15 protein-coding genes are annotated in these 21969 nt (G+C 71.2%); 11 read left to right on the forward strand and 4 right to left on the reverse strand.

From position 1 onward, the window contains the following. Positions 1–12 precede the first annotated feature (12 nt). Both ALI22I_RS14380 and ALI22I_RS14385 read left to right on the forward strand, forming a co-directional pair. Entirely contained in the window at positions 13–1245 is a 1233-nt protein-coding gene (locus tag ALI22I_RS14380; protein ID WP_077006001.1) for an RNA-guided endonuclease InsQ/TnpB family protein, read from the forward strand. Positions 1246–1283: 38 nt separating this feature from the next. Next, the gene (locus ALI22I_RS14385; protein ID WP_443216940.1) at positions 1284–1616 is read left to right on the forward strand and encodes an MOSC domain-containing protein; all 333 of its coding nucleotides are present in this window, start codon (positions 1284–1286) and stop codon (positions 1614–1616) included. Between the two features lie 46 nt (positions 1617–1662). Here ALI22I_RS14385 and ALI22I_RS14390 read toward each other — a convergent pair whose 3' ends face one another. After that, a complete protein-coding gene (locus ALI22I_RS14390; protein ID WP_077006002.1) occupies positions 1663–2172 on the reverse strand; it encodes a MarR family winged helix-turn-helix transcriptional regulator in 510 nt (169 codons plus the stop codon). A 99-nt stretch (positions 2173–2271) separates the two neighbouring features. On the opposite strand from ALI22I_RS14390, the gene ALI22I_RS14395 reads away from it, so the two are divergent. After that, on the forward strand, positions 2272–3060 hold the full coding sequence (locus ALI22I_RS14395) for an SDR family NAD(P)-dependent oxidoreductase (protein ID WP_077006003.1): 789 nt from the start codon (positions 2272–2274) through the stop codon (positions 3058–3060). Positions 3061–3174: 114 nt separating this feature from the next. Here ALI22I_RS14395 and ALI22I_RS14400 read toward each other — a convergent pair whose 3' ends face one another. The 3 genes from ALI22I_RS14400 to ALI22I_RS14415 form a co-directional block, all read right to left on the reverse strand. Beyond that, entirely contained in the window at positions 3175–3564 is a 390-nt protein-coding gene (locus ALI22I_RS14400; RefSeq protein WP_077006004.1) for a hypothetical protein, read from the reverse strand. 361 nt (positions 3565–3925) lie between these two features. Further along, positions 3926–4957 carry a hypothetical protein gene (locus ALI22I_RS14410; protein WP_077006006.1) on the reverse strand — a complete coding sequence of 344 codons (1032 nt, stop codon included), beginning with the start codon at positions 4955–4957 and terminating at the stop codon, positions 3926–3928. 2 nt (positions 4958–4959) lie between these two features. Further along, positions 4960–5472, reverse strand: coding sequence for a SigE family RNA polymerase sigma factor (locus ALI22I_RS14415; protein WP_077006007.1), 513 nt, complete (start codon positions 5470–5472; stop codon positions 4960–4962). Positions 5473–5735: 263 nt separating this feature from the next. Here ALI22I_RS14415 and ALI22I_RS14420 point away from each other — a divergent pair, with 263 nt between their 5' ends. The 8 genes from ALI22I_RS14420 (at position 5736) to ALI22I_RS14455 (ending at position 21960) form a co-directional block, all read left to right on the forward strand. Next, on the forward strand, positions 5736–13559 hold the full coding sequence (locus tag ALI22I_RS14420) for an RICIN domain-containing protein (RefSeq protein WP_143532198.1): 7824 nt from the start codon (positions 5736–5738) through the stop codon (positions 13557–13559). Positions 13560–13579: 20 nt separating this feature from the next. Further along, positions 13580–13840 (forward strand): hypothetical protein, encoded by a 261-nt coding sequence (locus ALI22I_RS53635; protein WP_077006009.1) that lies wholly within the window; start codon positions 13580–13582, stop codon positions 13838–13840. Positions 13841–14045: 205 nt separating this feature from the next. Further along, positions 14046–14345, forward strand: coding sequence for a DUF1932 domain-containing protein (locus ALI22I_RS53640; RefSeq protein WP_238598358.1), 300 nt, complete (start codon positions 14046–14048; stop codon positions 14343–14345). 25 nt (positions 14346–14370) lie between these two features. Continuing rightward, the gene (locus ALI22I_RS14435) at positions 14371–15540 is read left to right on the forward strand and encodes an RtcB family protein (protein ID WP_077006011.1); all 1170 of its coding nucleotides are present in this window, start codon (positions 14371–14373) and stop codon (positions 15538–15540) included. Positions 15541–15664: 124 nt separating this feature from the next. Next, a complete protein-coding gene (locus ALI22I_RS14440) occupies positions 15665–17029 on the forward strand; it encodes a hypothetical protein (protein ID WP_143532199.1) in 1365 nt (454 codons plus the stop codon). Further along, positions 17026–18297: a KH domain-containing protein gene (locus tag ALI22I_RS14445; RefSeq protein WP_077006013.1), complete on the forward strand. Its 1272-nt coding sequence runs from the start codon at positions 17026–17028 to the stop codon at positions 18295–18297. Before ALI22I_RS14440 ends, ALI22I_RS14445 begins: the two co-directional genes overlap by 4 nt. Beyond that, positions 18294–20126, forward strand: coding sequence for a vWA domain-containing protein (locus ALI22I_RS14450; RefSeq protein ID WP_077006014.1), 1833 nt, complete (start codon positions 18294–18296; stop codon positions 20124–20126). The genes ALI22I_RS14445 and ALI22I_RS14450 overlap by 4 nt, the downstream gene beginning before the upstream one ends. Further along, positions 20119–21960, forward strand: coding sequence for a protein kinase domain-containing protein (locus ALI22I_RS14455; protein ID WP_077006015.1), 1842 nt, complete (start codon positions 20119–20121; stop codon positions 21958–21960). The genes ALI22I_RS14450 and ALI22I_RS14455 overlap by 8 nt, the downstream gene beginning before the upstream one ends. Positions 21961–21969 lie beyond the last annotated feature (9 nt).

The raw sequence follows: 21969 nt of genomic DNA on the forward strand, positions 1-21969 counted from the left end.
TAGGATGGGGCGGTGCAGCTGCGGTACAACTTCCGCGTCGAACCGACGCCGAGCCAGCAGCAGTTGCTGGCTCGGGCGTTCGGGTGCGCGCGGGTGGTGTTCAACGACGGGCTGCGCGCACGCCAGGCCGCCCGGGAAGCCGGACTGCCTTACATCCCGGACGGCGAGCTGTCCAAGCAGGTGATCACCTGCGCCAAGGGCACGCCGGAGCGGGCGTGGCTGTCTGAGGTGTCGGCGGTGGTGCTGCAACAGGCCCTGGCCGATCTGAACGTGGCGTACCGCAACTTCTTCGCCGCGATCTCGGGAAGGCGCAAGGGCCGCAAGGTCGCACCGCCGCGGTTCCGGTCCCGCAAGGACAACCGGCAGGCCATCCGGTTCACCGCCAACGCCCGGTTCCGGGTGCTGGACAACGGCAGGCTGCGCCTGCCGAAGATCGGCGACCTCCGCGTGCGCTGGTCACGGGAACTTCCCGCCCCGCCGTCGTCGGCCACGATCATCAGGGACGCGGCGGGCAGGTACTTCGCCTCGTTCGTCGTCCGGGCATCCGACGCCCCGCTGCCCCTGGTCGAGCCGCGGGTGGACATCGACCTGGGCCTGACCCACTTCGCGGTGCTCTCGGACGGCACGAAGGTCGCCGCGCCGCGTTTCCTGCGGCAGGCCGCCCGCAGGCTCCGCACGTTGCAGAAAGCCCTGTCCCGCAAGGCCAAGGGCTCCAACCGTCGCCGCAAGGCCGTCGTCGCGGTGGCCCGTGCCCATGCCAGGGTCGCCGACACGCGCCGGGACTTCCACCACAAGCTGTCGACCACGATCGTCCGCGACAACCAAGCGGTGTACGTGGAAGACCTCGCGGTGGCGGGTCTGGCCCGCACGCGGCTGGCGAAGTCCGCGCACGACGCCGGATGGGCACGGTTCACGGCGATGCTGGAGTACAAAGCCGCCCGCCACGGGCGTGCCTTCGCCCAGGTCGACCGCTGGTTCCCCTCCACCCGCCGGTGCTCGGCGTGCGGGGCGGTCGGCGAGAAGTTGCCGTTGAACGTCCGGTCGTGGACCTGTCCGTGTGGTGTGGTCCACGACCGGGACGTCAACGCGGCACGCAACGTGTTGGCCGCCGGACGGGCGGACAACTCAAACGACCGTGGAGCGCGCGTAAGACCGGCACCCGTGTCGGCAGCGCGCAGGGAAGCGGTAACCCACCCGGACGCCGCGCGGGCCACGCGCAGCGTGGAGGGAATCCCCGTCCTCTAGGACGGAGAGGATGTCAATTCAACCACGCCGCGCACCGCCTGGCCGCCGTCACGGTCTTCGCCGTCGAGGCGCTGGAGGACATCACGGACAGCCTCGGTCTGGCCGCCGTGCCCGATCCGCTGGTCGTGCGGCGCAACATCGTGCTGCGCGGGTTCGACGTGAACGGCCTCGCCCGGCACGACGTCTTCAGCCTGGACTCCGGCGACGGCCCGGTCCGGTTCGAGGCGCACCGGCCGGCGAACCCGTGTGCGTGGATGAACGCCGTGATCGCCCCTGGAGCGTTCAAGGCGCTGCGCGGTCGCGGGGGAGTGCGGTGCGTCCCCGTGGACGACGGGCTGCTGCGCCTCGGCCCTGCGACCCTGGTTGCGTAACGCTGCGTGCCGCGGGGTGAGAACGGGACTCCCGCGCGACGGGAGGTCAGGCGTTCTGCGGGGGGCACCCGGTTTCGGGTGGGCGTCCGTCCTCGATCCGCAGGACTGCCGTGCCGACGAGGTGCTGTAGCGCGGTCCTGAACGTCGCCCGCGACGGGCCGTCGAGGTCGGCGAGCAGGTTGTCCTCGATCATCGCGATGTCGTCGCGGGTGGCTTCGAGGGCGAGGCGTCCCTGCGGGGTGACCTCGATGATGCGGGCTCTGCGGTCGGCCGGGTCGGGCCGACGGACGACCAGGCCGGCGCTCTCCAGTTCGTCGAGGATCAGCACCAGCTTGCTCTTGTCGACCGACACCGCCTGGGCGAGGGCGAGCTGGTTGCGGGCGGGGGAGTCGACGATCGCCATCAGCACGGTGTAGCCCCAGTGGCTCAACCCGTGTCGCTCCACCACCCCGGCCTCCGCGGTGGCGAGTCCCTGCTTCAGGCGGGCGAACACCCAGTGCAGGTCCTCGTGCAGCCGACTGCCGTGGGCGCTCTCGGGGGTGCGAGAGGCGGTCATGGGCTCATGATAGCAAGATCAAAATATCTTCTTGACTTGAGATTGTCTAATCTTAAACTGGTGGTGATTCAAGACTATCTGGGCATGGGGGTATTTCACGTGGACACCGGACTGAAGGGTCGCGTCGTGCTGGTCACCGGCGCGACGACCGGGATCGGCGCCGCGACGGCTCGTGCCTACGGGCGGGAGGGGGCGCGGGTGGCGATCACCTACCGGAACAACGCCGAGAAGGCCGAGAAGGTGGCCGCCGAGGTGGAGGCGGAGGGAGGGCAGGCGTTCGTCGTCCGGCTCGACCTCGAAGACCTGTCGAGCATCGGTGAGGCCGCCGCGACGGTGGTCGAGCGGTGGGGCGGAATCGACGTCCTCGTCGCCAACGCCGTCCGGTGGGGCGGTGACGGGCCGCCGGACCCCGGTGTCCGCTTCGAGGACGTGCCGCTGGAGGAGTGGCAGGCGATGATCAACGCCAACCTGGTGGGTGCCGTCGCATCCGTGCGCGCGGTCCTGCCGGGTATGCGCGCCAAGGGCTGGGGGCGGATCGTGCTGATCTCCTCGGGTGTCGCGGAGGAAGGACTGCCCGGCCCCGGTCCCTACGGAACCGCCAAATCCGGCCTGTACGGGCTCGCCCGCAGCCTCGCCTGGGAGGGCGGACGGGACGGAATCCTGGTCAACGTGGTGGCACCCGGCTTCACCCTGACCGACAACCGGCCGGACATCCCGGAGTTCGTGGTCAGCGCCCTCGCCTCGGCCACACCCACCCGCAGGCTCTCGGACTCCGACGACGTGGCCAGGATCGTGGTGTTCCTCGGCTCGGCCGCCAACGGCAACCTCACCGGTGAGCTGATCCGGGACGGCTCTTCCGCGGCGCGCGCACCACACATCGGCGGGTAGCCGACCACTGCCCGCGAACCGGTGCCCGCGACGGTGGCAGGGGTACGTGCCGGGTTCGGGAGTCGGTTCAACGGGTGCATCGAGACGCAGCGACCCGCGCTTGCGAGGGGTGCGCTAGCCCAGTTCCCAGGCCCTGATGGAGGTCTGCTCCGAGGTGTTGCCGGCGGCGTCGGCCGTGCGGGTTCGCACCGATACGTGGCCGGCCCCCGGCGGCGGCGTGAGCACTGTGCGCCAACCGTCGTGAGCGGGGGTGACCCGGGCAGGCTGCCACGACACACCGTCGTCGTAGGAGACGTCCACGGCCAGTTCGGTCAGCCCGGTCGCGGGTACCGCCCAGCGCTGGTCCACCCGGATGGGGACGACCAGTTGTCGCCCGGCCGACGCCCGGTTGTGCGCGTCCAGCTCCGGGGTCGGCCACACGTTCGCGGCCGGCAGCAGGCCCTCGCCGGCGGGTGTGTAGCCGGAGGTGAACGTCCACGCCGCACGGAACTCCAGGGCGGGCAAGGGCGCGCCGCCGAGATCGACGAACCGGCATCCGCCCCGGTCACCTCGAAAGCGGCCGGCTCGGCCAGGTCACCGGCACCCGCGGACAGCGACGCGTCGCGCGGGATCACGTAGTGCCGCCCACCGACCCGGTAACCGGCGACGGTGATCCGCTCCCGGTCGGGGCCCGGCCGCACCACCGATCCGCGGGCGGTGGCCAGGACCTGGTCACCGGTCGGCAGGGTCGCGGTGTGCGGCCGGATGTCACCGGCGACCGCTGTGTCGGGGACGTCCGCGCCCACGTCGGCAACCGGCACCAGGCCGAGTAAGAGCAGGGTGACGCCGACGATTCGCTTTCGGTACAAGGGGGTTCGCCTTCGGCTCAGGTGAGTGGTTGGGAAGTCCAGGTGGACTTGTCGCTTGGTGTCGGGACCATCCGCACGGTCCGGGCGATGGTGAGCAGGGCGTCACTCGGACCCCGGACGTCGATGGCGAACTCGTCGGTGAACCCGAAGATGATCACGCTCTCGCCGTCGACCTTCGCCGGGTGACCGTCCACGGTCTGGTTCGCGCCGAGGTGCTGGGCCATCTTGGAGCCGTTCTCGACGGCCACCGAGACGGCGCCGACCTCCCGGTCCGGATCGGAGGGGTCCTCGGTGGCGAAGACGAGCCCGGTCCGCACGAACGGGTTGTCGGGTGGGCGGATCTGAGTGGTGGCGCCGATCAGGCGGTGGGGCGTGGGCAAGGGGGGCGTGGGCAGGGGGAGCGTGAACGGCATGGTGACCGGTTCGCCGACGCCGACGCGCACGGCCTGCGCGATCCGGCGCATGGTGTCCCGATCCGCCTCGCTGTCCGTACCCGCGTCGCCGCCGGCCCCGGCGTACTCGACGGTGAGTAACGCCCAGGCCCCGTCGGTCCACTGCCAGGCGAGCAGCTCACCGTTTTCCCGACCGACCCAGTAGGCGGGGCGGCCGCCGATCGGCTCGGCCGGCGTTCCGGTCTCCGGCCGTATGACGCCCTGGCCGTCCGTGGCCTGTCGGCCCGGGGCGTACACGGTCGCCAACCCGAACCCGGTCTCCCCGATCTTCAGCATGATCCGTTGCCACCGCCGCGCGGTCGTGTAGGACTCGGGAGTCGCTCCCGGCACGTCGGCAACCGTGACCACCCGCCGCATCGGATCGAAGTCCTCGATGCCGACGGCCGACCCCGGCTGGGTGGCCGGGCCTACGGACGAACCGCCACCGCCCGGCAACCCGAGGACGGGGACCAGGAACGCCACCGCGGCCACCACCGCCGCCGTGCCGACCCACCGCGCCCGGACCTGCCGCCGCCCGGCCACGATCGCCCGGTCGATGTCCACTTCGGACGGCGGGAGCGGGTCCTCGTCGCGCAACGGGTCGAAGAGTCGTTCCATGATCAGGCCTCCTTCGCGGCGGTGGGCAGCGGGCTCTCGTCGAGCAGCCGCCGCATGGTCGCCAGCCCTCGGGCGGTCTGGCTCTTGACCGTGCCGGGGCTGCAATCGAGCACTCCGGCGACGTCGTCGACCGACATGTCGAACAGGAACCGCAGCACCAGCACCGCGCACAACCGGCGCGGCAGCCGGTCCAGCGCGGCCCGCAGCGTGGCCCGGTCCTCGGCCCGCAGGTCCGGCTCGACGGCGACGTCGGGCGCGGAGGAGAACAACGAGACCCCCGCCCAACGCAGCCGGCGCTCGTCGAGGAACACGCGGACCAGGATTCGCTGGACGTAGGCGTCGGTGTTGTCGGCCGCCCGAGCCCGCCGCCAGTTCACGTAGAGCTTGGTGATCGCCTGCTGCACGAGGTCGTCGCCGCGGTGCGGATCGCCGCACAACCGGTACGCGGACTGGCGCAGCCAACTCAGACTGGTCCGCACGTAGTCGACGTACTCCCGCTCCAACGCCGCCTGCATCGCGCTCCTTTCGGCGTCCCTACCCTCACGACGGGCTCGGGGCACCGGATGGTTCTCGACGGGGCGGCCGGGAGCGCTCCCGGCCTCCGCGCGGTCGATCCGCCGCATCGACCTTTGGCGATCACAGAGTCGCCATCAGGTAAAACACCTGTGAGTAGTGCGTTACGTCATATTCGCCACACACGTGGACTATGGCGCTCGCGCGCGCCATCCCGCACGCTTCCCTCCGCAAAACAGCGGTGAGTCGCAACGGGGGGAAGCACATGGCCCAATCGGAGTCCTCGCGCGTCGTCAGACCGGTGGGCCGTGCGCTCGCGGCGGCGCTCGTGCTCGTCATGACGGCCTCGACGATCAACGCGATCGAGCCGGCCCGGGCGGTCGCCGCACCGCGGCCCGCGCAGAGCGGGCAGACCGAGCAGTTGCCGGCGAAGAACGAGGCCGCGGACATCCCGTCGGCCCGCGCGACCGCGGCCCTGCACAAGATCCGCGTCGAGGCGCTGAGCGAACGCACCGAGAACTCCTCGACCTTCGTCAACGCGGACGGCAAGCTCACCACCGACCTGCACGCGGGACCGGTGCGCACCAAGCGCGGTGACGCCTGGGTGCCGGTCGACCTGACGCTGGAGAAGCGCGCGGACGGCACGATCGCGCCCAAAGCGCACCCGCGCGACCTGGTGATCGCCGGACCCGGCGGCAAGGCGGGTGAGAGCCGTGACCTGGCCGTGGTGCGCCACGGCGACGCCGAGGTCGCGTTGCAGTGGACCGGCGCGCTGCCCGAGCCGAAGCTGGAGGGCCGCAAGGCCACCTACCCCGACGTGCGGCCCGGCGCCGACCTCGTGGTCGAGGCGACCCGCACCGGGTTCGAGCAGTTCCTGGTCCTCAAGCAGCGCCCGAAGGGCCCGGTCGAGCTGACGCTCCCGCTGCGCACCAGGAACGCCACCCCGAAGCACAAGGACGACGGCAACACCGACCTGCTCGACGCGGCGGGCACCGTCGTCGGCTCCATCCCCAAGCCCGAGATGTGGGACGACAAGCGGCACGAGAAGACCGGCGAGCCGCTCAAGCGGGTGCCGCTCGGCCTGGACGTCAAGCCGGCCACCGCCGCGCGCTCGGCCCAGCCGGACAAGCAGGCCGCCACCGAGCTCAAGCTCACCGCGGACGCCGGTTTCCTGGCCGCCGAGGACACCCGGTACCCGGTGGTGATCGACCCGGTCGTCGACCTCGGCCCGGTCTACGACAAGTACGTCCAGACCGGCACGACGGCGGACACCGGCGGCTCGACCGAGTTGCGCCTGGGCACGTTCGACGGCGGCGCGACGGTGGCCCGTTCGTACTTCAACTTCGACCTGTCCCAGTTCCGCGGCAGGCGCATCCACAGCGCGCGGCTGAACCTGTACGAGTGGCACGCGTGGTCGTGCGACGCGCGTGACTGGCAGATCTGGGACACCGGCCTGATCGGGTCCGGCACCAACTGGAACGCCCAGCCGCCGTGGTACACGCACTGGTCCACCACCAGCGAGACGAAGGGCTACTCGGCGTCCTGCAACGACGGCTGGGTCAGCGGCGACATCCGCGGGCTGGTGCAGTTGGCGGCGGACAACGGTTCCGGCATGGTCGGCGTGATGGCCAAGGCCGCCAACGAGAGCGACAACTACAGCTGGAAGAAGTTCGACTCGGCGCAGGCGGGCGGGGTCCCGCACATCACCGTCGACTACAACTCCCGCCCCGACCCGGCGACCGGCTTGGACGTGTCCGACCGCGGCGACTCCAACGGCCAGACCTTCACCCGCTCCACCACGCCCACTCTGTCGTTCCGCCCGAGCGACCCGGACGGCGGCACGGTGCGGGCCGCATTCTTCGTCTACGAAGGCGACCGGATGATCCAGGACCACTGGCTCACCGGTGTGCCGTCGGGCAGTGTCGTCACCTGGAAGGTCCCGGCAGGCATTCTCCAGTCGGGTAAGAGCTACCGGTTCCGGGCGACCACTGTGGATGACCACGACTGGGCCGACGACGCCTGGGTGACCATCCGCTCGGTCGGCTCGAACCAGAACATGGACCTGCCGAACTGCACGTCCGAGAACGGCAGGCAGTTCATCCAGTGGCCCGCCAACGGCAGCGACTGCCAGCGGTTCGCGCTGTACAACACCGGTGACGGGCATTACGCGATTCCGACGATGGCCACGCTCAAGGCGCTGGACCTGCGCAATTGCGACAGCGCCGACGGCGCTGCGGTGCAGCAGTGGCCCTACAACGGCAACCCCTGCCAGCGGTGGCGGCTGGACCACGTCGGCAACGGCGAGTACAAGCTCATCTCCCAGGCCAGCGGCAAGGCGCTGGACGTGCCGGGCTGCACGCAGAACCAGGGCAACGGCCTGTGGACGTGGACGTCCTTCGACACCGCGTGCCAGCGGTGGCGCCTGGACGTGTCGCCTGCGCGTGGCGCGCAGGTGCAGTGGCGGCAGTTCACCGTGGACACCCAGGATCCCGGTGCGCCGTTCGTGTCCTCGGTGGACTACCCGAACGACAACAAGTGGCACAAGGCGGCGGGGCAGGCGGGCACGTTCACCTTCACCCCGCCGGCGGGCACCGCTGACGTGCACTCCTACCTGTGGGCGTTGGACGCCGTGCCCACGACGGAGGTGGTGGCCGGCGCGGACGGCAAGGCCACGCCCGCGATCACACCGGCCACGGACGGCCAGCACACGCTCAACGTCCGCACCAAGGACCGGTCCGGCCGGTTGTCCGGGATCAGCTCGTACACCTTCCACGTGGGCCGGGCCGGGTTGTTGCGGCCGGCGGAGGCCACCCGGGTGCCGCGGCGGCTCCAGTTGCAGGTGGACGGCGAGCCGGCGTTCACGCACGTCAAGTTCGCGTGGCGACGTGGTCCGGGCGCGGCGGTCGAGGCCGACATCCCGTCCGCGAACCTGACCAGGGCGAACGGGGCGTCGTTGGGCGCGGGGTTCGTGCCGCTGTCCTCGTTCGGCGAGTTCGCGGTGTGGAACGCGGTCGACACCCTGGGCGAGGCCGCCGGCGTGGTGCAGGTGAAGGCCGTGCTGGCCACCGACGCCGCCGGCACCGGCGCGTACTCGACCGCGTGGCGCACCGCGGTGGTCGACCCGAGCGCGGAGAACGCGGCCGGGACGTCGATCGGCCCCGGCTCGGTGAACCTGCTGACCGGTGACTACTCGATCGGCTCGACCGACGCCGAGGAGTTCGGCCTGTCGGTGTCGCGCACGTCGTCCTCACGCGACCCGCGGGCCGGCTTCCAGCTGCAACGGCAGCGGCTGACCGCCAACCAGCAGAAGGTCTCCGCGGACACGGCCGGGTTCCTCCCGGGCACCGCCACGATCGCCCGCAACACCGAACGCGGCCACGACAGCACCGACTCGCTGGAGGTCATCCCCACCGGGAACACCCAGTGGGGCAACGACACGTTCGCCACTGTCGAAGGCGACATGAACGGCGGTATGCGCCTGGGCATGAAGGCGGGCCGCACGTACCGCGTGAGCGGGTGGATCTACGTGCCCGCGGCCACCGGCCTGAACACCGAGCACTACCGCGGCCTGAGGATCACCGCGTTCGCGCGGACCCCGGCGGGGTACCCGGAGTGGTCCACGAAGCGGCCGACGGCCGTGGACGCGTGGCAGCAGCTCACGCTCGACTTCACCGTCCCGAACGACGCGACCGAGGCGTTCATCCGCCTGTACAACGGTTTCGCGCCGGGCAGCGGCAAGAAGGTGTACTTCGACGACCTGTCCCTGCGCGAGATCACCGCGCCGTTCGGGCCGCACTGGGAGACCGGCGCGGAGGTCGACTCGGCGCAGATCGACTACACCCGCCTGACGTTCCCGCACCAGGACACCGTGCAGGTCGAGCAGGCCGACGGCTCCTCGATCTGGTTCACCGGCACCCCGGACGGCCGGTTCTGGCCGGAGCCGGGCGCGGAGGACCTGGCGCTCACCAAGCAGGGTGACGCCTACCGGCTGTCCGAACTGGACGGCACGGTGACCACGTTCGCCAAGCCCGCGGGCACGGACACGTACCTGGTGGACAGCGCGACACCGCCCGCGCAGGCCAACGTCACCCGCTACACCTACGAGAACATCGACGACCAGCTGCGGATCAAGCGGGTGATCGCGCCCCAGGAGCCGGGCATCGGCGACTGCACCGCGACCACGCCCGCCCGCGGCTGCGAGGTGCTGGAGTACGAGTACGCCACCTCCACCACCGCGACCACCACCGCGCTCGGCGACATCACCGGCCAGATCCGGGCCATCGCGGCGTGGAGCACCGACCCGGCCACGGGCGCGGTGTCCAAGGCCGACGTCGTCCGCTACACCTACGACGACCGCGGCCGGTTGCGCGAGGTGTGGGACCCGAGGCTGGCCCAGCCGCTCAAGACGAGCTACGCCTACGACGACGCCGGGCACATCACCGAGATCGGTCAGCCGGGTGACCTGCCGTGGCGGTTCGACTTCGGCCGGGCCGGGTCGGGCGACGACAACACCGGGCGGCTGCTGAAGGTGCGCCGTGCGGCGCTGCGGGCGGGCACCAAGGACCAGTTGGACGGCGAGATCGCCACGACCGTGGTCTACGGCGTGCCGCTGACCCGTGCCGCCGGCGGCCCGTACGACCTGGACGGCGGCGCGATCGCGACGTGGGCGCAGGCCGACGCGCCGACCGACGCGGTGGCGGTGTTCGGCCCGGAGGACCCGGCGTCGGTGCACACCGCGACCGGGCAGACACCCGGCGCGGACGGCTACCGGGCGGCCACGGTGCACTACCTCAACGCCTCTGGCCGTGAGGTCAACACCGCGACGCCCGGCGGGCACATCGACACCAGCGAGTACGACCGGTTCGGCAACGTGGTGCGGCAGTTGGAGTCCGCCAACCGGGCCCTGGCCCTGGGCCAGTACCCGGACGGCGACACGCACCTGTCGACGTTGGGCCTGGCGCAGTACGACAGCAAAACCAGGGCCACCTGGCTGGACACCCGCAGCACCTACAGCACCGACGGCCTGGACCTGGTCGAGTCGCTGGGCCCGCTGCACCGGATCGCCCTGGCCAACGACGCGACCAGGCTGGTCAACGCCCGTGCCGTCACCCGCACCACCTACGACGAGGGCAAACCGGACGGCGTGGCCTACCACCTGCCCACCACCGAGCGCGCCGGCGCGCGGGTGGTCGGGGTGGACGGCGACCAGGACGTCCGGGTGAACAAGAACGAGTACGGCCCGCAGTACGGCGGGGCGTCCGGCTGGACGCTGCGCAAGGCCACCAAGGTCATCACCGCCGCGGAGACCACCGACCCGCTCGAAGCGGCCACCAAGTACGACGACCAGGGCAGGGCGCGGGAGTCGCGCAAGATCGGCTCGAACGGCGCCGACGCGGGCACCACCCGTTCCGTCTTCTACACGGCCGGCGCGAACCCCGACGACGCGGCGTGCGGCAACCGACCCGAGTGGGCCGGCCAGGCGTGCGTGGTGCGGGCGGTGGGTGCGATCACCGGGCACGACGCGGCGCGGATGGTCGGCGAGATGCCGGTGCGCCGGGTGGAGTCCTACACCCGGTTCGGCGAGCCGGACCGCATCGTCGAGACCGTGGCGGGCCGGACCCGCACCACGGTCAACACCTACGACGCCGCCGACCGGCTGGTCGGCACCCGCATCACCGGTGACCTCGGCGAGCCGATCCAGCAGGTCGGCACCGACTACGACCCGGTCTCCGGTGACGCGCTGACCACCAAGTTCACCGACGGCACGACCGTGAGCGCGACCGTGTCGCGCGAGTTCGACCGGTTGGGCCGGCTGGTGCGCTACGCCGATGCCGACGGCGCCTGGACCACGACGGAGTTCGACCGGTTCGGCAAGCCGGCGAAGATCACCGACTCGTTGGGCACCAACCAGACCTTCACCTACGACCGCGCCGCCGAGCCACGTGGGTTCGTCACGTCCGTCGCCGACAGCGTCGGTGGCTCCATCAACGCCCACTACGGTCCGGACGGCCAGATCACCAGCCTTGACCTGCCCGGCGGCGTGCGGATGGACCAGCAGTTCGACCCGGCGGGCGTGCCGGTGGCGCGCACCTACCGCAAGGACGGCACGGTCATCGCCGCCAGCGCGGTGGTCGAGAACGCCCAGGGCCAGTGGCTGCGGCACACCGGCCCCGGCTCGGACAAGCGGTACTCCTACGACGACCTGGGCCGGTTGACCAGGGTCGAGGACACCTCCGCCGCCACCAGCGCGTGCACCGTGCGCACCTACGCGTTCGACCGGCGGACCAACCGCACCGGCAAGACGACCCGGGTCGGCACCACCGCGGGCGTGTGCCCGGGTGACTCGGAGCCGGCGCAAACCGAGTCCCACACCTACGACTCGGCCGACCGGCTCACCGACGCCGGCTGGGTGTACGACGCGTTCGGCCGCATCACCGCCACCCCGGCGGGAGTGCAGAACAGCTACTACGTCAACGACCTGGTGCGCTCGCAGCAGACCGCCGACACGCGGATGACGTGGACGCTGGACCCGGCGCTGCGGCAGCGGGCGTTCACCAGCGAGAAGCTGGTCAACGGCGCGTGGGCGAACGCGGTCACCAAGGTCAACCACTACGCCGACGACTCCGACGAACCGCGCTGGATCGCCGAGGACGTCACCCAGAACAACAACGTCACCCGCAACATCTCCTCACCCGAGGGCGACCTGGCGCTGACCACGTCGCTGTCCGGTGACGTCAAGCTCCAGCTGACCAACCTGCACGGCGACGTGATGGCCACCGTCCCGGTCGTGTCCGGGCAGCTCGGCGCGGTCACCGTGCTCGACTACGACGAGTACGGCACGCCCGCCGAAGGCTCCACCGCCCGCTACGGCTGGTTGGGCGGCAAGCAGCGGTCCGCCGAGGCACTGGGCGGCGTGGTCCTCATGGGTGTGCGGCTCTACCACCCGGGCACCGGCCGGTTCTGGCAGGTCGACCCCGAGGACGGCGGCAACGCCACGGCCTACGACTACTGCGCGGGCGATCCGGTCAACTGCACCGACCTCGACGGCAGGTGGGGCTGGCTGAAGAAGGTCGCGAACGTGGTGGCCAAGGTCGCCGAGGTCGTGTCCTACATCCCGGGCCCGATCGGCGCCGTGGCGGGTGCGGTGTCGGCGGTGGCCTACGCCTCGACCGGCAACTACCGCAAGGCCGCCGAGATGGCCGTCACCGCGGCGGCCAACCTGGTCGGCGCGGGTGCGGCGGTCAAGGGCGGCATCGCGGCGGTCAAGGCCGCATCGAGAACCGTGCCGAAGGCGGCGTCCCGCGCGGTCAAGGCGGTCAGGTCCACGGCGACACGAGGCCGAGCGGGGTGCAACTCGTTCACCCCCGACACACCGGTGGTGATGGCGGACGGCACCGGGAAGGCGATCGGCGAGATAGAGCCGGGCGACCTGGTGGCGGCCCGCAACCCGGAGACCGGCGAGGTCACCACCCAGCCGGTGCTGGACGTCATCGTCGGCTACGGCGACAAGTACCTGGTCGACCTGGACCTCGACCCGAGCACACCTCGGGCGCTCACCGCCACCGCCAACCACCCGATCTGGGTGGACGGCCGCGGCTGGGTAGACGCCAAGGACGTCCGCGTCGGCGACCTGGTGGTCGGCTCCGATGGCGCCCCCACGGCTGTCCTGGCCGTGGTCGACCACGGCCTGCAGCGCGACACACTGGTCTACAACCTCAACGTGGCCAACGCGCACACGTTCCTGGTCGTCACCGACGGATTCGACCTCACCGTCCACAACGCGACCACCAGTTGCCCGGTGTGGGCCGGCCACACGAGGCACGGGCTGAACCAGTCGATCGGGCGCAACGACGGCCGAGGGGTGAACCTGCGTGCCATGCGCGACGCGGTGCGCAATCCGAAGAAGGTCGTTCAGCAGGAGGGGGGCACGGTCAGGTACGTCGGCCGCAACGCCCAGGTCGTCCTCAACCGGGACCGGCAGATCGTCACGGCGTTCGGAAAGTCCCGCGGACCGAAGCCGGACGTTCGGCGATCGGCGCAAGGCAACGGCAACAAGGCAAAACGGCGTGCCGGGCGGTCCCTCAACTAGAAGTGGTGAATCCTGGGGTGATGCAAGGTGAAATCCCGGACTGGTTCTCGGCAGGACGGCAACACTGGGAGCTGCTGAACGCCGTGCTCGCCACGCACGGCGTCCCGGTTCAGTGGAGCCCGGACCGACCTGAGCCGGCCACCGTGGAGGCGGTCCTCGACGTGCTCGGCTCGGAGCTGGCCGACACCGGATTCGACGAGGCCGACAAGGCAACGCCGCGCGGCCGGATGCTGGAGGAGTTGGTGGACGTATTCAGCGAGTGGCATCCCGACTACCGATGAGCGCTGTTCACAAGGGCTGATCCACCCGCACCGCTCTCCCCACCGGGGCCTACGCCGGTGGGGAGAGCGGTGCGGACCGAGTCCCGCACCTACGACTCGGCGACCGTCACGGACGGGGCGTGGAGTCGAGGGTCGGCTCCACCCACGCCCGTGCCGCTCGAAACGGCTAGGCGACCAGCACCGACTGGTAGTCGGGTGCAAGGGCTTGGCGGCAGCGGTGGTGGAAGCACTGGAAGCCGCCTCGGCGGCGGAGTGCGAGGACTGGTTGCGCGAGAACGTCACCACCGAGCTGAACCGCGCCGACTCGTCTACTGTAGACAGACCGGTGGCGGGGACGCGCCTGCACGCCGTGCGCCGTGCCGACGAGATGGCGGCGGCGACGGAGATGCTGGGGGAGCTGGGCGTGGAACCGGCCATCGCACGGGCGAGCCGGGACCTGCTCGCCCGACTCGCCGCCGCGAACGCGGTGCGAATCTCGGTCGCGGCGCCGCCCGAAGGCGAATAACTTCTGCGTTGAGCAGAGGAGAACCGTGGAGCAGATCAACAAGCGCCTGATGAACTGGGCGTCCATCCTCGACCCCGGCACCCGCGAGCAGGCCGAGAAGACGTCGAGGATGCCGTTCATCTTCCCGCACCTGGCGCTCATGCCCGACGCACACCTCGGGAAGGGCGCCACGGTCGGCAGCGTCATCCCCACCCTGGGCGCGATCATCCCCGCCGCGGTCGGTGTCGACATCGGCTGCGGCATGATCGCCGTGCGCACCCAGTTCACCCGGGACGACTTCCGGCCGCGCCCGCTCGCCCCCCTGCGCGAGGCGATCGAGAAGGCCGTGCCGCTGTCGGCCGGGAAGTACAACAACCACCTGACCGGCACGGCGCGCGCGCGGGTCGAGCTGCTCGCCGACAGCGCGGAGAAGTCCGGCTTCGACCCCGGCTCCTACGTCGGCAACTGGCAGCTCCAGCTCGGCAGCCTCGGCAGCGGCAACCACTTCATCGAGGTCACGCTGGACGAGACCGGGCAGGTGTGGCTGTTCCTGCACTCCGGATCGCGCGGTGTGGGGAACAAGATCGCCCAGAAGCACATCCGGATCGCCCGCGATCAGTGCGAACGCCGGTGGATCAGCCTGCCGGACCCGGACCTGGCCTACCTGGTCGAGGGCGAGGACGAGTTCTGGAGCTACATCCGGGAAATGCGCTGGGCCCAGGAATTCGCGTGGCTCAACCGCGAGGAGATGATGGACCGGGTGGTCGACTGCGTCTCCGACTGGATGGGTCGCGAGGTGGAACGGCAGGAGACGGTGAATTGCCATCACAATTACACGGAACAGGAAACCCACTTCGGTAAGAAGGTGTGGTTGTCCCGCAAGGGCGCCATCAATGCCGAGGAGGGCCGGCCGGGTCTCATCCCCGGTTCGATGGGCACCGCGTCGTACGTGGTGGTCGGCAAGGGCAACCGGGTCGGCCTGAACTCCTCGCCGCACGGCGCCGGCCGTGAGTACTCCCGTACGGCCGCTCGCAAGGCGTTCAACCGGGAGGACCTGCGCCGGGCGATGGTCGGCATCGAGTACCGCGACACCGACGCGTTCATCGACGAGATCCCGGCCGCGTACAAGGACATCGACATCGTGATGCACGACGCGCGGGACCTGGTCGACGTGCGCCACACGTTGCGGCAGATCGTCAACGTAAAGGGTGATTGACCAACTCGGCGGCGGTGTGTATCGGCACGCCGCCGCCGAGTGGGCACAGGGCCTGTGCGAATAGATCTGCCGGCTATGTAACGAACTCCCGTCGAACAGCCGATCACCACGTATGTTGGTCAGCTTGACGCGGCTGGGCGCCGCCCGGCAGAGGTTCGACAAGGCATTCGCGGTGCTGGGTGTCGAACCGAACGCGATGGCGCGGACGTTCGCCACGGCCGATCTGCGCATTGGCGACACCCGGCTGCACATCGCCCCGCTTGAGGGCTCGCCGGGCCTGTTCACGATCGGTGTTCCGCTGTCGTGGCTGGGCAGCAGACCGGCCCGGGACGACCTGTTCACCGCGTTGGCCCACGTGGTGCGCCGGCTGTCCCAAATCGCGGGGAGAGCGGGCGGCGTCCTCGTGCCACCGGGGATCGCGACGACCAGGCAGGCCGGGATGCCCGGCGGTGACGTGCACACGATCGAGGTGTTGTCACCGGTGGAGCAGGAAGTGCTGTGCAACGTGTTGCGCAGCCGGGTCCCGGCGCTCATCGCGATGACCGGGCGCGGTGTCACCGCGAGCGGGCAACCCCTGGACCGGACGGGTTCGCGGTGGCTGGCCTCGTCACGGTCGCACCTCGCCGCCAGGTTCCTCGCCTCGACCACGCACGAGCACCTGGACCGGGTCAAAGCGGAGCTGCGGCGTCGTGACGGCGTCGCACAGCTCGACCGGATGGACGTTTCCCCCGGCGAAGAACCGGACGGCACCCTCACCGTCGTGGTCCGCTGCGTGGACTCCGCGGCCACCTTGGCGGCCGCCCGCGCACACGCCCTGGTACTCGCCGCACTGGCCATGCAGGTGCGCCGGATGGTGCGCGACGGCAGGCGGGCGGGACACGAACCCCAGCGCCTGCTGGAGGAGAACCGCGCCCGAGCGGTCGCGGACGGGCTGCGCGCCCGGCTGGCCGTGGAGGATCGCAGACCGGCGCAGCGAGGGCAGGGCAACGGTCGCGCCGCGCCCGCCGAGCCACGCAGACGTCCGGCGCGGGATGTGGTGCGCCACCTGGTGAACGACGCCGCCGTCGAGTTCCGCAACCTGGACGCGGGGGTGGACGAGCTGGCGCCGGTCCTGCTCGCCCTCGACCTGCCGGATCTCGGCGTGAAGCACGGATCGACCGAAGCCGACCTGCTGGCGCACTGGGCGAGCGGTGGCGATGCCGAACTGCTCGGCCGCTGCCTCGACGCGATGACCGACGCCTCCCCGGGCGGGCCGCTGCTGGCCGTGCTCGACCAGTCGTTCCCAGGCCGGGTGTCGGTGGTGATGGGCACCTGGCGGACGCGATTCGCCGAGGCTGAACCGGCGAAGCCGGCCAAGCCGCCACAACGCCCGAACCGCCAGACCGCTCGGCGCGGCGGCAACGGCAGGAGCGGCGGCGACGGCAGGCGTGACGGCGACGGCAGGCGTGACGGGAACCGGCAGCGCGGCGACAGGAGGGCCGGCAGGTGAGCGGCGAGGTCGAACTCGTGCTGGACGTGCGCGGACTGCGCAACGCGCCCACGTCACCCGACGGTTTCGCGGAGCTGTGGGACGCCGTGGAACCGGTGCTGGTGGGCCGTGACCTCGGGCAACGCCCGGTGCACGAGCTGCACAGCCCCGACGGCCTGGTGCGGTTGGAGGTCGCCCGCCTGCCGGGTGGCGTGCGGGTCGTCGACGGGAACACCAGGTTCGCCATCGTCGCGGTGCGCGAACGGGCCCGCCTGCGCTACCGGTGCCGGCACTGCACGGCGGAGGGTGAAGCCACCTACGCCCCGTTCGTCTGCACGTCGTGCCCACCGGGTGACTCCGACAACCGGGTGTGCGACCGGCACGTCGTGATCCTGGACGGCGCGCTGGTGGCGAACTGCCAGGACCACCACCCGACGTGCCAGGCGTGTTCGGCTCCGGCCGTGTTCCGCTGCGCGGGCCGTGTCTGTCGGCGTGAACGGGCCTGGTGCGCCGACCACCGCAAGCCGCACCCCCGTGATCCGGACGTGGACTACTGCCCGTCCTGCTACGACGACGTGTTCCCGCGTTGCGAGAACCGGTCGTGCACGGACATCGGCACGGTCCGCTGCGAGCACGTGTCGAGGGATCTGCGCCGCTGCGACCACCGGATCTGCACCCGGCACGCCCGCCGCTGGCAGGTGTTCGGCGGTGAGCGGATGGGCCTGGGCCGGTGTGAGCAGCACGGTGGGATGCGGGGCGTCAGCCCGGACGAGCTGATGTTCCAGATCGTCGTCGGAGCGGCGGCGCGCAAGCGCAAGGAACGGTTGCCGAGCCTGCAGGGGTTCGCGCACAACCTGCGCAACAGCGGCCACCGGGACCTGGCGCTGGACTACGACCGCATCCACCGGCTGCTCGGCGTGCTCGGCCGCGAAGTGGCCCGGGACCGTTCGGCGTCGAACGCGATGTCGGAGATGCGCCCGGTGTGGGATCGTCAGCTCGCGGCCTTGGCCACCACCTCCCAGGAGGGCATGAGGTTGGTCGAACGCCTCAAACGCCTGGTCATCGCGAACGACAGGCAGTTCGGTGCGGATATCGCGGCGGGGATCGAACTGGCCGAGTACAAACCGCCGCTCCAGCGCGACGGGGGCGTCGGCAGGCCGGCCAGGCTCTTCGTGAAGGTGCCCGAGCACCTGCGCGGCAGGTTCATCGGGCCGGGCGGGCAGAGCATCCGGGCCTACCGGGAGGGGCTCGGTGTGGAGGTGCAGATCGAAGGGGGCAGGCGCAAATGACGCGCGTAGCGGACTCGACGTCGCACCGCTTGGCGGTCGTACCCGGTGGTGGCCCGATCGCGGGTAACCGCATCGGGTTGGCCGCCGGTGACGGCAGTGGCCCCTGTTTGATGAGCGTCCGCTCCACGACCGGGTGGCTGCGGACCGCGGTGTTCGCCGCGGAGTCGGACGCGGTGCCGCCGGGGCAGGTCGCGGTGGACGACGAACTGGCCGTGGCGTGGGACGTGGACGCCTCGGACCGCCCGGACTGGCTGCTCGACCGGATGACTCCCGTCCCGATCCGCCGCCTGGTCCTGGAACTGCCGACCGAGCGCGACCCCGCCGACGCCGCCCGCGACATCGCCAAGGCCGGTCTGGTGGGCACGCTGCTGTGGATTCCCGCCGGTGACGTGGACGTGTCACTGCCGATCGACGGTGTGCCGCACCGGGTCCGCGAGATCGATCTCGGTGGCCGGACGGACGTCGTGGCGAGCCTGACCCGCGACACGGTCGTCGAGCTGCACGCGTCCGCGGTGCGTGCGGGTGTCGACATCGTGGTCCTGGCCGACTCCAGCAACTCCATGTCCGTGGACGACCTGCCGGTGGGCGTCGAATCGCGTCGGTTCTTCGGTTCCAGCCAGCGGTGGATCACGCGGATGGAGGCCCTCAAGCGCTCGCTGCAGGAGTTGCTCGACATCCGGTTGCAGATCTCCGGCCGGGTGTCCCGGTTGGCGCTGCTGGAGTTCAACCACCAGGTGCGGCACCGGTTCCCCCGCCAGGGCGGGATGGCGCAGCTGGACGGGAGTTCCCCGGAGTCGCTGGTGCAGGACTTCCGCCACGCCGTGGCGCTGCTGCGCCCCAACGGCGGCACCAACATCGGCAACGCCCTGCACGAAGCGGCCAACCTGCTGTACCAGCACGGAAGACCGGGCAACGAGAAGCTCATCGTGCTGGTGAGCGACGGCGCGAACTGGACGCCGAGGGGTGATCAGGGCATCGGCGAGGTCGTGCACACCGTGGAGGAACCGGTGAGCCTGGTGGCGCACCTGCACCGCGACGTCGGCATCCGGTTGCACGCCATCGGGATCAGCACCGCCGAGCTGTTCCACCGCCGCGGCCAGTACCAGCCCAACGAGACCATCGTGCCCAACCACGCCCTCCTGGAGGAACTGGTCAAGGTCGGCGGTGGCGACCCGACCACGGTCGGCGGCCTGGACGTGTTGGCCGACTACTTCGCCGGGCTCGGCGGCGGCATCATCCACCGGGTCGGTGAACGCCTCGGCGAGCCGGCCAGACCGGGGCCGCTGCCGGAGCGCACCCGACTCGCCCTCGATCGCCTGCGTTCCGTCGGGACCATCGACTGGGACCAACGGCGTGCCGAACTGAGCGGCCGGATCTCCGAGCTGGTGGGCCGGTGTGACACCGAGTCCCAGCGGGTGCTGGGCAGCCCGGCGTGGAGCGATGTGGACATCATGAGGTTGTCCACACGGGACCTCGGCAGGCTGGCGTCGGGGGACGGCGAACTGGTGCGGTTCCTCACCGGCCTGTCCGGGGGTCTGCGTCCCGGGCACGACTCGCCGCACTTCGGCGCGTTGCGTGCCGTGCTGGACGAGCTGTCCGCGATCGCCGGGCGTCGGGCGGCCGACTACCCGAGGCTGAGCGAGGTGTCCGGCATCGCGGTCGACTCGCCCTCCAGTGCCCAGGTCGCGGTCATGCAGCGGGTGCACGATCTCCTGGTGGACCTGCACCGGACGATGGCCGGCGCCCAGCCGCACGTCGTGATCCCGGCGAACCCGGTGCCGGACGAGGCGCCCGCCCCGGCTCGCTCACGGTTCACCTACCGTGAGTGAGCCGGCGTTCCGGGACGGGGGCGGCACCGCGCCGTCCCGGTTCTACGTCGGTCCGCTGGACGACCCGGACCAGTACCGGCTCGAAGAGCGGATCGGCCGTGGCGGCGAGGGCGAGGTGTGGCTGGCGACGACCGCGCGCCGTGACGGCAGTAGCAGGCACCGGTGGGCGGTGAAGGTGCTGCACGCCGAGCACCTGCCGGCCGACCACGAGGAATCCGCGGCGCAAGCGTTGGCGCGGTGGCACGTGCGGGCGCTGGACGCGTTGCGCGAGGCGAACCAGTTGCAGCGCGGTGTGACCGGGGTGGTCGGCGCCTCGGAAATCTTCATCGGTGCGCAACCACACCCGGCCGGACGGGAAGGCGACGTCCGCACGCTCTACGTCGTCTCACCGTGGATCGAAGGCGAGGACCTGGTCCGCTGGCTCAAGCGGCGGCCGGCGTTCGAGCAGGTGTGCGATGTCGTCTCACGGCTGGCCGAGGCCGTGGACGGCATCGCCGACGGCCCGCTCGCGGTCAGCCACCGGGACATCTCGCCGACCAACGTGATGGTCGAGCCGTCGGGGGCCGTGTGCCTCATCGACTTCACCTTCGCCGTGCCCACCCGCAGCGGCCCGGTCACCGCGATCCAGAACCGGGGTTACACCGCTCCCGAAGCGCGCACCGGAAGGGGCAGCGCCGCGGCGGACCGGTATTCGTTCGGCGCCGTGGTCCACTACCTGCTCACCGGCCGACCACCGGACGAGTCGGACGCCGAGGCGGACAGCCGCGCGATGCTGCTGCGGGCCAACTTCCCGACCGCCGTGGCCGACCACGTGGCCGCACTGCTGTCGGCCGACCCGGCCCGACGGCCGACCTCGCTGGTGCGCTGGGCAGCCGAGCTGGGCAGCAAGGGTGCCGTGGAGCCGGGCACCCTGCGCTACGGCGACCTCGACCTGGCCGTCGACGGTTCCGGCACCACCGTCGTCACCGCGGTCGGCACGACGGTGCTGTCCCAGGCCCGGTTGGGCGCCGGCGCGATGTGGGCCCTGGTCCCGGACGACAGTGCCCCGTTGGCCCCGGTGGCCGTCCGGTCGGTGACCGACGGCACGGGCACGACGGTGTGCTTCATGGTGGACAAGGCGGATCGGCTCTGGGTCGGTCGTGCGGGGGAGTGGCGGGAAGCCGGCGGCGCGAAGCTGGGCGGCGGCATCGCGGCGGTGCGGCTGCCCGGCGGTTCGACCGCGGCGTTCACCGCGGACCCGGACACCGACCGGCTGACCACGGTCGAGTTCGGCCTCGACGGCTCGCTGCGGCGCACGACCGCCGGACCGCACGTCCGGCGCGTGCTGGCCGCGGCGAACGACCACGACGGCGAACCGGTGATCGCGGCCGTGTCACCTGCCGGCGAACTCGTCGGGGTGGACGCGCACGACCTGCGGCGACTCGGCCCGACCGGCGTGCTCACCGCCGACCTCTGCCTGAACACCTGGGGCGAACTCCAGTGCTTCGGCGTGCTCGCGGACACCCGGCAGGTGATCACCTTCGACCAGTTGTCCGGTATCTGGACGCCCGCCGGCGAGATCCGGACACCGGGGCGGGTCGCGGACCTGGCCTGCATCGGCTATCGCGGCGGTGTGACGATCGCGGTGGCCTGCGATGAAGGGCTGTGGGTGGCGACCCAGTCCGATGACGGCCTGTCCGCGTGGCAGCAGCTCACCGACCAGCCGTGTCACCGGGTGACCCTCGGCGTCGGGGCGGCGTGGCGGCTGCGCTTGGCTGTGATCGTCGACGGTCGCGTGGCGGTGTCGACCGAGGACTTCACCGGACGGTGGTCCACGGCGCTCAAAACACTCTGATGCGGAGCG

The sequence above is a fragment of the Saccharothrix sp. ALI-22-I genome, from assembly GCF_001984175.1.
Lineage (GTDB): Bacteria > Actinomycetota > Actinomycetes > Mycobacteriales > Pseudonocardiaceae > Actinosynnema.

Bases quoted from the DNA above. Each gene is read 5' to 3' on its own strand.
- ALI22I_RS14390 (WP_077006002.1), bottom strand. From the start codon at position 2,172: ATGACCGCCTCTCGCACCCCCGAGAGCGCCCACGGCAGTCGGCTGCAC.
- ALI22I_RS14410 (WP_077006006.1), bottom strand. From the start codon at position 4,957: ATGGAACGACTCTTCGACCCGTTGCGCGACGAGGACCCGCTCCCGCCG.
- ALI22I_RS14415 (WP_077006007.1), bottom strand. From the start codon at position 5,472: ATGCAGGCGGCGTTGGAGCGGGAGTACGTCGACTACGTGCGGACCAGT.
- ALI22I_RS14420 (WP_143532198.1), top strand. From the start codon at position 5,736: ATGGCCCAATCGGAGTCCTCGCGCGTCGTCAGACCGGTGGGCCGTGCG.
- ALI22I_RS53635 (WP_077006009.1), top strand. From the start codon at position 13,580: ATGCAAGGTGAAATCCCGGACTGGTTCTCGGCAGGACGGCAACACTGG.
- ALI22I_RS14450 (WP_077006014.1), top strand. From the start codon at position 18,294: ATGACGCGCGTAGCGGACTCGACGTCGCACCGCTTGGCGGTCGTACCC.